Consider the following 8,521-nt stretch of genomic DNA (forward strand, 5'->3'; position numbering starts at 1 on the left):
AATACCAGGGTAATTAGAATAAAACGTTTAAAAACAACTTTGTTATCAGCTTTTTTTAACAAATAAATATACAGCAATACCACCAGTATCAAAGCAATTACCGGAACGAGAAACATAAGAGGATTAAGATTACTCATTTAGAGTTGAGTGTATGCTGGGAGTATATATTTTTTATGTAAAGACGAAAGATTAGGGCTCAACTTGTGGCATTTACTCACAAAAGACAAGCCCACTTTTTATTTATGCGATAATTAATAATTTAATTAATGAGGGTTTTAATGATTAAAACCCTCATTAAGGTTTAGACCGAAACGTTTCTGCATTCAGTTTCACACCGTCTGCATTCTTCGGCACATCTTTTACAATGCTCATTATCGTGCTTTTCGCATTCTTCGGCACAGACACGGCAGGCATCCGCACATTCTTGTGCCGATTGTGCTGCATTTGCACTCCCGCTTCTGCATGCTTCCGCACATTTGCGGCACGCATCGGCGCATGCCCTGCAGAACTTTTCGCATTGTTCCATTCCAGAATCGCCTTTGCAATGTTCAGCACAGGTATCACAGGCTTCTGCACATGCCTCACATGCAGCAATACAGCTTTCATAATTTTGATCTGCCATAATTGATAATTTTTAAAATTGCCTTCAGGTCCGCTGTTGCCCGACTTCAGTTTCGCCTGTTGCCGGATACATTAGTTACTCATTTGGTTTTGTGTAGGTGCCCTCTTTCATCATTTTCATTTGTTCTTCCGTCATCTTTTGTTTTACGAGCGTCATATCACACTTGGGACATTTCCCGGCTTTACTCCCCATTACTTCGTTGTGCATCGTGCAGGTGTACATTTCATCTTTAGCTAATTGCTCTTTATTACCAGTAGCTGTTGTTGAATTTTCTTTGCTGTTGTTCCCACCACTGCAGGAAGCAAAAGCAAGGGATAAGAGGATTAATCCTGCGAAAAGTTGCTGTTTCATGTTATTGATTTTGAGGTTAAAAAAATATGATATGTCAACATTTAATTAGTTACTTAAATATTAACCTCCAGTAACAGTTTTAGTTTTATCTATTTGAAATTTGTTTGAAAAGGGCCGATTTTGTGTTCAAGCATACATTTCCCTTACTAGAAAGCATCTTAAAAATAGAAAAAGTGTTAAAGTTAAAACGGCAGGTAGCTGCCATGGGAATATTATTAATGTTTCCATATGATAAAAGATTAAAACAAAAAAACTTGTGAGTTGTAACATTTAAATAGCTGCCGCAAAAAACTTATATAGCTATTACCCAACGTCAATTATTTTACTCTTAGAGTTAGTCGAATTGACGTTTTAGTACATCATTAGTTTATTAAAAATTTAATAATTGTCGAACAGAATAATGAATCATGGAAAATAATAATCTCTCCCGCCACTTCTTATTAATCGTATTCTTTCTATCGACCAGGGCGTACGCACAGGAACCTCCATCAAAATTGCCTGATATGGTGCAGACGAAAACAGGCATGATCAAAGTGGAGAAATTGGCAAGTCTTAGCGAGCCCTGGGGAATGGCATGGCTTCCTGATGGCAGATTACTGGTCACCGAAAAACCAGGCCGGCTGCGCATTTATTCAGAAGGGAAATTGTCAGAGCCCATTAAAGGCTTACCCAAAATTGAATATCATGGACAAGGGGGCTTGCTGGATGTAGAAATTGACCCTGATTTTGCTACCAATGGATTTATATATATCTCCTATTCTGAAGCTGCAAAAGTCCAGCCTAATGTAACCCGTGATGTTGGAGACCCCAGGTTAGGCAAATTTAACGACCATACTGACGCTGTGTTGAAAGGCGCTGCAGTTGCCCGCGGGAAATTGGAAGGTAATGAAATCAAGAATATGGAAGTCATTTGGCAACAACTACCCAAAACCATTGGAAGGGGGCATTTTGGAGGCAGGCTTGTATTTGCCACTGACGGCAAATTATTTATAACCTCATCCGATCGACAACGACTTGAACCCGCACAGGATCTTAGCACCAACATTGGCAAGATCCTTCGCATTAATCCTGACGGATCAATACCAAAGGATAACCCATTTATTAACAGAAAAGGTGTGCGACCAGATATATGGTCATATGGACATCGTAATCCCCTTGGAGCAGCCTTAAACCCTACTTCAAAACAACTTTGGATACACGAAATGGGGGCAGTCCACGGAGATGAATTAAACATCCCACTCGCCGGAAAAAATTATGGATGGCCCATTGTTAGCAATGGAGATAATTATGACGAGACTCGTATTCCCGATCACGAGACAAGGCCCGAATTTGCTGGTCCTATAGCCTATTGGCATCCGGCAATTTCTCCCTCGGGGCTGGCCTTTTATACCGGAAGCCTTTTTAAAGGCTGGACGAATAACCTTCTTCTTGGGAGTTTTAATTCTGAGGCACTTGTCCGACTTTCGGCCACTGGAAATAATATAGATTCAGAAGAACGTATTTGGCTTCAACGGCGAATTCGGGATGTTATTCAGGCACCTGATGGTTCTGTATGGCTGCTGACAGATTATAAAGATGGTGAATTGTTGCGTTTATCACCGATGGAAACCATGGAGCAATGATAGTACGTATGTAAATTTTAACGATATTTGTTATACTGTTAAAATGAAAAAGTTAGTCCTAACCATATTGACCTTATTCTATCTGGGTGTTTCATCCGGTGCGACCGTACATTTTCACTATTGTATGGGTCAACTTATTGAATGGGGACTATCTCAAACCAGTTCTGAAAAATGCAGCTCTTGTGGCAGGCAGGAATCTGAAACTGGTAAATGCTGTAAGGATCAAAGTCAACTGTTTAAAGTTGAAAAATCTCAAAAAGCAGCACTAAGTGCTTATGAGTTCAATCTGCCTCAGTTTGATCTTCCCCTGGCTTTCTTTAATGAAATTCAACCGATTTCCTCGTCGTCCGATACAAACGAGCTTCACCTTAGCATCCCGGCGACGCGAAAGCAGAATACTCCTGCTTTTATTCGCAATTGTAACTTTCGTATTTGATTTATTCTCTTTCAGCCCATTCCCTGGTGGCTGAACAGGCTTATTGCCAGACCTAATACTCAGCCTTCCGAGTTTATGATGCTTATTAGGCTTATGGTCGCAGCACACTCTTTAAATGGCTCAGAGCTGGACAGCTAATTGAATAACATCCACATGAAATTTTACACATCTTAGCCTGCCTACCGCAGGCTGGCAATCTCACAATATGATTGAAAGGCTAATATCATTTTCCCTAAGGAATCGTTTCCTTGTATTACTTTTTGCAAGCGGAATATTCGTTTGGGGTATTTATGCGGTTAAAACATCTAAAATAGATGCCATTCCCGATTTATCAGAAAATCAGGTGATTGTATTTACCGAATGGATGGGCCGCAGCCCTCAGATCATCGAAGATCAGGTGACTTATCCTTTAGTTACTAATTTGCAGGGTATACCCAAGGTAAAGTATGTGCGGGCTAACTCCATGTTTGGGATGAGCTTTATCTATATCATTTTTGAAGATGATGCAGATGTGTACTGGGCCCGTTCCCGCGTGCTCGAACGACTGAATTCGATTGGCAATAGCATGCCGGAGGGGGTGGTACCCACCATGGGCCCCGATGGTACCGGCGTAGGACATGTCCTATGGTACACGCTCCATGCTCCGGGGATGGATCTTGGGGAACAGCGGGCGGTACAGGACTGGTATGTCAAGTTTGCTCTTCAAAATGTGGCTGGCGTAAGTGAGATTGCTTCTTTCGGGGGCTTTCAGAAACAATATCAGATCAATATAGATCCTAATAAGCTTACTTATTATAAACTCTCCTTAAGCGATATTATCAGGACGGTTAATACCAATAATAATGAAGCCGGGGGGCGTAAGTTTGAGATGAGCGGAATTGGTTATATCATAAAAACCACGGGATATCTTAACTCCGTTTTGGAAATAGAAAACCTTTCTATTCGAACCCAAAATTCCATTCCGGTGAAAATAAGGGACATCGCTACCGTGCAGATGGCTGGAGAAAGCAGGCTCGGAATCATGGATTATAATGGAGAGGGTGAGGCGGTTGGAGGAATTGTTGTTTTACGCTACGGCGAGAATGCAGATGAGGTTATCCGCAGTGTAAAATCAAAAATGATTGAGGTGGCTAAGGGGATGCCCCAGGGAATGGAATTTAATATTGTTTATGATCGTGGAAAGCTGATTGAAGAGTCAATTTCATCCATTAAAACCACGCTCATAGAAGAGATGATTGTTGTTTCTCTGATAGTCATTATTTTCTTGTTTCACTGGAGAAGCGCCGTCAGCATCATCATTCAAATTCCGATCACTATTGCAGCAAGCTTTATTATTTTAAATGCGTTTGAAATTTCCTCAAACATCATGTCACTGACAGGCATTGCCCTTGCAATTGGAGTGATCGTAGATAACGGAATCATAATGGCAGAAAATGCCTATAAAAACCTTGCAGTGCGCCAGGCTGAACTATTGCAATTAAGAAGTGGAGGAACGTCTCATGTGGAATAAAATTAAACAGCTCTGGGCAAAGAAAAAGAAATCAGAGGATTATGTTCGTCTGTCTGACGAAGAAAGACTAAGCATAATTGAAAAAGCCTGCAAACAGGTTTCGCGAGGGGTATTTTATTCAACGGTGATTATTATCACCTCTTTTCTTCCTGTCTTTTTATTAACCGGGCAAGAAGGGAAGCTTTTTCATCCCCTGGCATATACCAAAACTTTTATTTTGATCATTGACGCTATTCTAGTGGTGACCCTGGCACCAGTAATCATTTCTTTCTTTATGAAGGGGAGGTTTCGTTCCGAACATGAAAATCCGATCAACAGGCGTTTAGAAAGAATTTATGAGCCTATTATCAGGTCTTGCATGAAGCATCGCAAAACAACCATTGGCGTCAATATTCTAGCGCTTTTGATTAGTATTCCATTAGTTTTTAGTTTGGGACGCGAATTTATGCCTCCCCTGGATGAGCAATCCATACTTTTTATGCCGATTACGCTGCCTGATGTATCCAATGCTGAAGTGAAACGAATATTACAGGTTCAGGATAAAATCATTAAGTCTATCCCTGAGGTGGATCATGTTTTGGGTAAAGCCGGCAGGGCGAACACCGCGACAGATAATTCTCCCATTAACATGATCGAAACAATCATTTCACTCAAACCAAAAAGTGAATGGCGGGCTGGCATAACCAAGCAGGACATAATTACTGAGCTGGATGCAAAACTTCAGATCCCGGGTGTGGTAAATGGCTGGACACAGCCCATAATCAACCGCATCAATATGCTTTCGACGGGAATCCGTACCGATGTAGGTGTAAAAGTTTATGGACAGGATCTGAAACAGATTGACTTGGTTTCAAGGAAGGTACAATCCTTACTCCAGAATATTGACGGCGTTAAAGATCTTTACGTGGAGCCTGTTACGGGAGGAAAATATCTGGAGATCGCTATTAAAAGAGATCAGCTGGAGCGTTACGGACTGGCTGTGGATGATGTTAATGCAACGGTAGAAACAGCTATCGGAGGTACGCCATTCGCTACAACGATTGAAGGCAGAAAGCGCTTCAGCATACATCTGCGCCTGGGACAAGATTTCAGAAACAGCTTGGACAAGCTTAAACGGATCCCACTTATTTCACCTGATGCAGGAACTATTCCCCTTTCCGCGGTTAGTGATATCCGTTTTGTGGACGGGCCGCCAATGATCACTTCTGAAAATGCGTTGCTTCGGGGTGCGGTTATGTTCAATGTCAGGGAACGTGACCTGGGTACTACCGTTCAGGAAGCAATAAAAAAGCTCAATAAAGATTTGAAACTGCCAAACGGATACTTTGTGGAATGGAGCGGGCAGTATGAGAATCTTTTGCGCGGACAGCAGACGCTGATCTATATTTTACCTATTGTATTGCTAATTATTTTTCTGGCCCTATATCTGGCTTTTAACTCGGCGAGAGAAGCATTTTTAAGTCTTGTAACTATTCCCTTTGCCCTAATTGGAGGAGCCTACTTAGTATACTTCTGGGGAGTAAACCTTTCAGTTGCAGTTGCTGTAGGGTTTATTGCTTTGTTTGGTATCGCAGTCGAAACCGGCGTAGTGATGGTGATCTACTTAAATGATGCCATGAAGCAATTGGTGGCATTAAAAGGAAATTCACGCGAAACCATAAGTAACGACGATTTAAGAGAATATGTGATCAACGGGGCTGCTAAAAGATTACGGCCCAAAATCATGACCGTTTGCGTGGCATTATTTGGATTGATACCGGTTTTATGGTCGCAGGGAGTAGGGGCCGATGTCATGCAGCCTATAGTCCTTCCCATGATTGGTGGAGTGTTGACTTCGTCCACCCATATTCTGCTCGTAACTCCGCTTATCTTTTTAATGACAAAAGAATATGAATTGAAAAAATTTGGAAAACTGGAGGTGCATGATGTTTCACATTAAGAAAATTTTATTGTTGCTTGTATTAATAAGTTCCGCTCAGTCTTATGCGCAGCAGGTGCTTAGCCTGAGCCAGATCTTACAGGAAATTGATAAAAATAACCTCGCTCTTAATGCCTACGAAAACCGGATTAAGAGCCAGGATGCTAAAGTTGAAGGTGCCCGTTCGTGGATGGCTCCTATGATTGGCGCCGGGACTTTCATGACGCCTTACCCCGGACAAACAATAGAAGATGAAAGCGACCGGGGAGCATTTATGATTTCTGCCGAGCAGGACATTCCCAACCCGGCTAAAACGAAGGCGAAGGCAGAGTATTTAACAGCGCAATCATCAATTACAAGATCTGAGCAAAAATCTTTGGCCAACCTGCTCCGTGCCCGGGCAAAGGAACTTTACTACGAACTAATCATTGCCAATAAGAAAATTGCCTATCAGCGGGAAAATCTGGCTATCATGCAGACAATGAGAAAATTGGGAGAAATACGATATCAATTTAACCAGGGGCCTCTCGGGCAAGTATTTAAGGCTGAAGGACGATATCATGAGGCGGAGAACATGATATTAATGACACAGAGCAATATACGCTCAAATAAAATTGCATTGAATGCACTGATGTATCGACCAGCAAGCTCCGATTTTAGAATTGATACTAATTATACCGTTGTATTTAATCCATTGCCCGTGTTGGATCTCGCCTACCTGTCGGCAAACCGCAGCGATATCGTACAAATGGATAGGTCAATCACTGCCATGGGCTTAAATATCAATCAAATCAGAATGGAAGCGAAGCCTGATTTCCGGATCAGATTTGATCATATGTCAAATTATTATTCCATGATGCCACGCCAGTTTACCATAATGGGCATGCTGTCTGTCCCGATTGCTCCATGGTCGTCCAAAATGTATAAATCAGATATCAAATCCATGAACTTCGAGCAGGAAGCGATGCGCCAGCAAAGGGAAGCAATGCTGGTGGAAATGCTGGGTATGACCAAGTCCTTGGAAAGTGAGCTGAACAGTATGCAGAAGCAGCTAGGTAATTATGAGGATAAAATACTGACGGCATTAAACAAGAATCTGAAAGTTACTATGATTTCCTATCAGGAGAATAAAGCAGATTTAAACACAGTTATTGATGCCTGGGAAGCCGTAAATATCGCTCAATTGAATTACCTGGAGCAATTACAGAAGTATTATAAAATGATCGTGGAATATGAAAAGAATATTGAACGGTAGTTTCGCTTTCATCCGGGTTTTGATAATTCTTGTACTGCTTAGCTGTAATGGAAAGGACAAGAAAGCTGTTGGCGGAGCTGAGTCAACAAAATATACCTGCTCCATGCATCCGCAGATCATCAGAAATGAACCGGGTTTATGTCCGATATGCTCCATGAATTTAGTGCCTTTAAATAATCATGCTGGTCACGAATCTGTAAATGACAGTCTGGCTTTATTGGTAAAGCCGACGAATGCCAGCGTAATATCAAGCATAAAAACCGTTATCCCGCAGAATCGGGAACAGGCTCATGAGATTAGCTTGAAGGGTATTATTAATTATAATACAAATAACTGGAAATCCATTTCAGCCCGAGTAAGCGGGAGAATAGAGCGCTTATATATAAAATACAATTATGAAGCGGTGAGTAAGGGTCAAAAAATAATGGATATATACAGCCCTGATCTGGTCAATGCTCAACAGGAATTGCTTTTTCTGAAAAATAATGCGGAGCCTGAATTGATGGAAACAGCAAAAAGAAAACTGCGTTTGCTTGGTGCGACAGAGGGGCAAATCAGGGGTGTGTTAAAAACCGGAAAAATAAATTATTCTATCAGTATTTACAGCCCTTATTCCGGATATGTTGCAGAACAGCTGGGCAATAGTCCGGCGGCAGTACCTCCTAATTCATCCGGAGGTTCAATGATTACGCCATCTTCTGCAGGAACGTCATCTATGAATTCAATGGGTAATACTGGAAGTTCATCACCAGCTAATGCCCCTGAACTTCCTGGTATACCTTCTACCTCTCCTATCCAGCTTAAGGA

At 41.7% G+C, this 8,521-nt stretch carries 8 protein-coding genes; 6 read left to right on the forward strand and 2 right to left on the reverse strand.

Annotated features, from left to right (window positions below; genetic code table 11):
* Positions 1–301: 301 nt before the first annotated feature.
* Both ACLL8Z_RS05200 and ACLL8Z_RS05205 read right to left on the reverse strand, forming a co-directional pair.
* The gene (locus ACLL8Z_RS05200) at positions 302–622 is read right to left on the reverse strand and encodes a four-helix bundle copper-binding protein (RefSeq protein ID WP_411273705.1); all 321 of its coding nucleotides are present in this window, start codon (positions 620–622) and stop codon (positions 302–304) included.
* Positions 623–697: 75 nt separating this feature from the next.
* On the reverse strand, positions 698–973 hold the full coding sequence (locus tag ACLL8Z_RS05205) for a heavy metal-binding domain-containing protein (protein ID WP_411273706.1): 276 nt from the start codon (positions 971–973) through the stop codon (positions 698–700).
* A 407-nt stretch (positions 974–1,380) separates the two neighbouring features.
* Here ACLL8Z_RS05205 and ACLL8Z_RS05210 point away from each other — a divergent pair, with 407 nt between their 5' ends.
* From ACLL8Z_RS05210 to ACLL8Z_RS05235, 6 genes are all read left to right on the forward strand, one after another.
* On the forward strand, positions 1,381–2,595 hold the full coding sequence (locus tag ACLL8Z_RS05210; RefSeq protein WP_411273707.1) for a PQQ-dependent sugar dehydrogenase: 1,215 nt from the start codon (positions 1,381–1,383) through the stop codon (positions 2,593–2,595).
* Between the two features lie 43 nt (positions 2,596–2,638).
* Entirely contained in the window at positions 2,639–3,031 is a 393-nt protein-coding gene (locus ACLL8Z_RS05215; RefSeq protein ID WP_411273708.1) for an HYC_CC_PP family protein, read from the forward strand.
* 205 nt (positions 3,032–3,236) lie between these two features.
* On the forward strand, positions 3,237–4,541 hold the full coding sequence (locus tag ACLL8Z_RS05220) for an efflux RND transporter permease subunit (RefSeq protein WP_411273709.1): 1,305 nt from the start codon (positions 3,237–3,239) through the stop codon (positions 4,539–4,541).
* On the forward strand, positions 4,531–6,480 hold the full coding sequence (locus ACLL8Z_RS05225; protein WP_411273712.1) for an efflux RND transporter permease subunit: 1,950 nt from the start codon (positions 4,531–4,533) through the stop codon (positions 6,478–6,480). Before ACLL8Z_RS05220 ends, ACLL8Z_RS05225 begins: the two co-directional genes overlap by 11 nt.
* 13 nt (positions 6,481–6,493) lie before the next feature.
* On the forward strand, positions 6,494–7,714 hold the full coding sequence (locus tag ACLL8Z_RS05230; protein WP_411273710.1) for a TolC family protein: 1,221 nt from the start codon (positions 6,494–6,496) through the stop codon (positions 7,712–7,714).
* Positions 7,692–8,521: efflux RND transporter periplasmic adaptor subunit (locus ACLL8Z_RS05235; RefSeq protein WP_411273711.1), on the forward strand; the 830-nt coding region annotated here is incomplete at its 3' end. The genes ACLL8Z_RS05230 and ACLL8Z_RS05235, both read left to right, overlap by 23 nt.

This window comes from Daejeonella sp., assembly GCF_046590655.1.
Classification (GTDB): domain Bacteria; phylum Bacteroidota; class Bacteroidia; order Sphingobacteriales; family Sphingobacteriaceae; genus Daejeonella.

Coding starts and splice junctions, on each gene's coding strand:
- ACLL8Z_RS05200 (WP_411273705.1), bottom strand. CDS start 622: ATGGCAGATCAAAATTATGAAAGCTGTATTGCTGCATGTGAGGCATGT.
- ACLL8Z_RS05205 (WP_411273706.1), bottom strand. CDS start 973: ATGAAACAGCAACTTTTCGCAGGATTAATCCTCTTATCCCTTGCTTTT.
- ACLL8Z_RS05210 (WP_411273707.1), top strand. CDS start 1,381: ATGGAAAATAATAATCTCTCCCGCCACTTCTTATTAATCGTATTCTTT.
- ACLL8Z_RS05215 (WP_411273708.1), top strand. CDS start 2,639: ATGAAAAAGTTAGTCCTAACCATATTGACCTTATTCTATCTGGGTGTT.
- ACLL8Z_RS05220 (WP_411273709.1), top strand. CDS start 3,237: ATGATTGAAAGGCTAATATCATTTTCCCTAAGGAATCGTTTCCTTGTA.
- ACLL8Z_RS05225 (WP_411273712.1), top strand. CDS start 4,531: ATGTGGAATAAAATTAAACAGCTCTGGGCAAAGAAAAAGAAATCAGAG.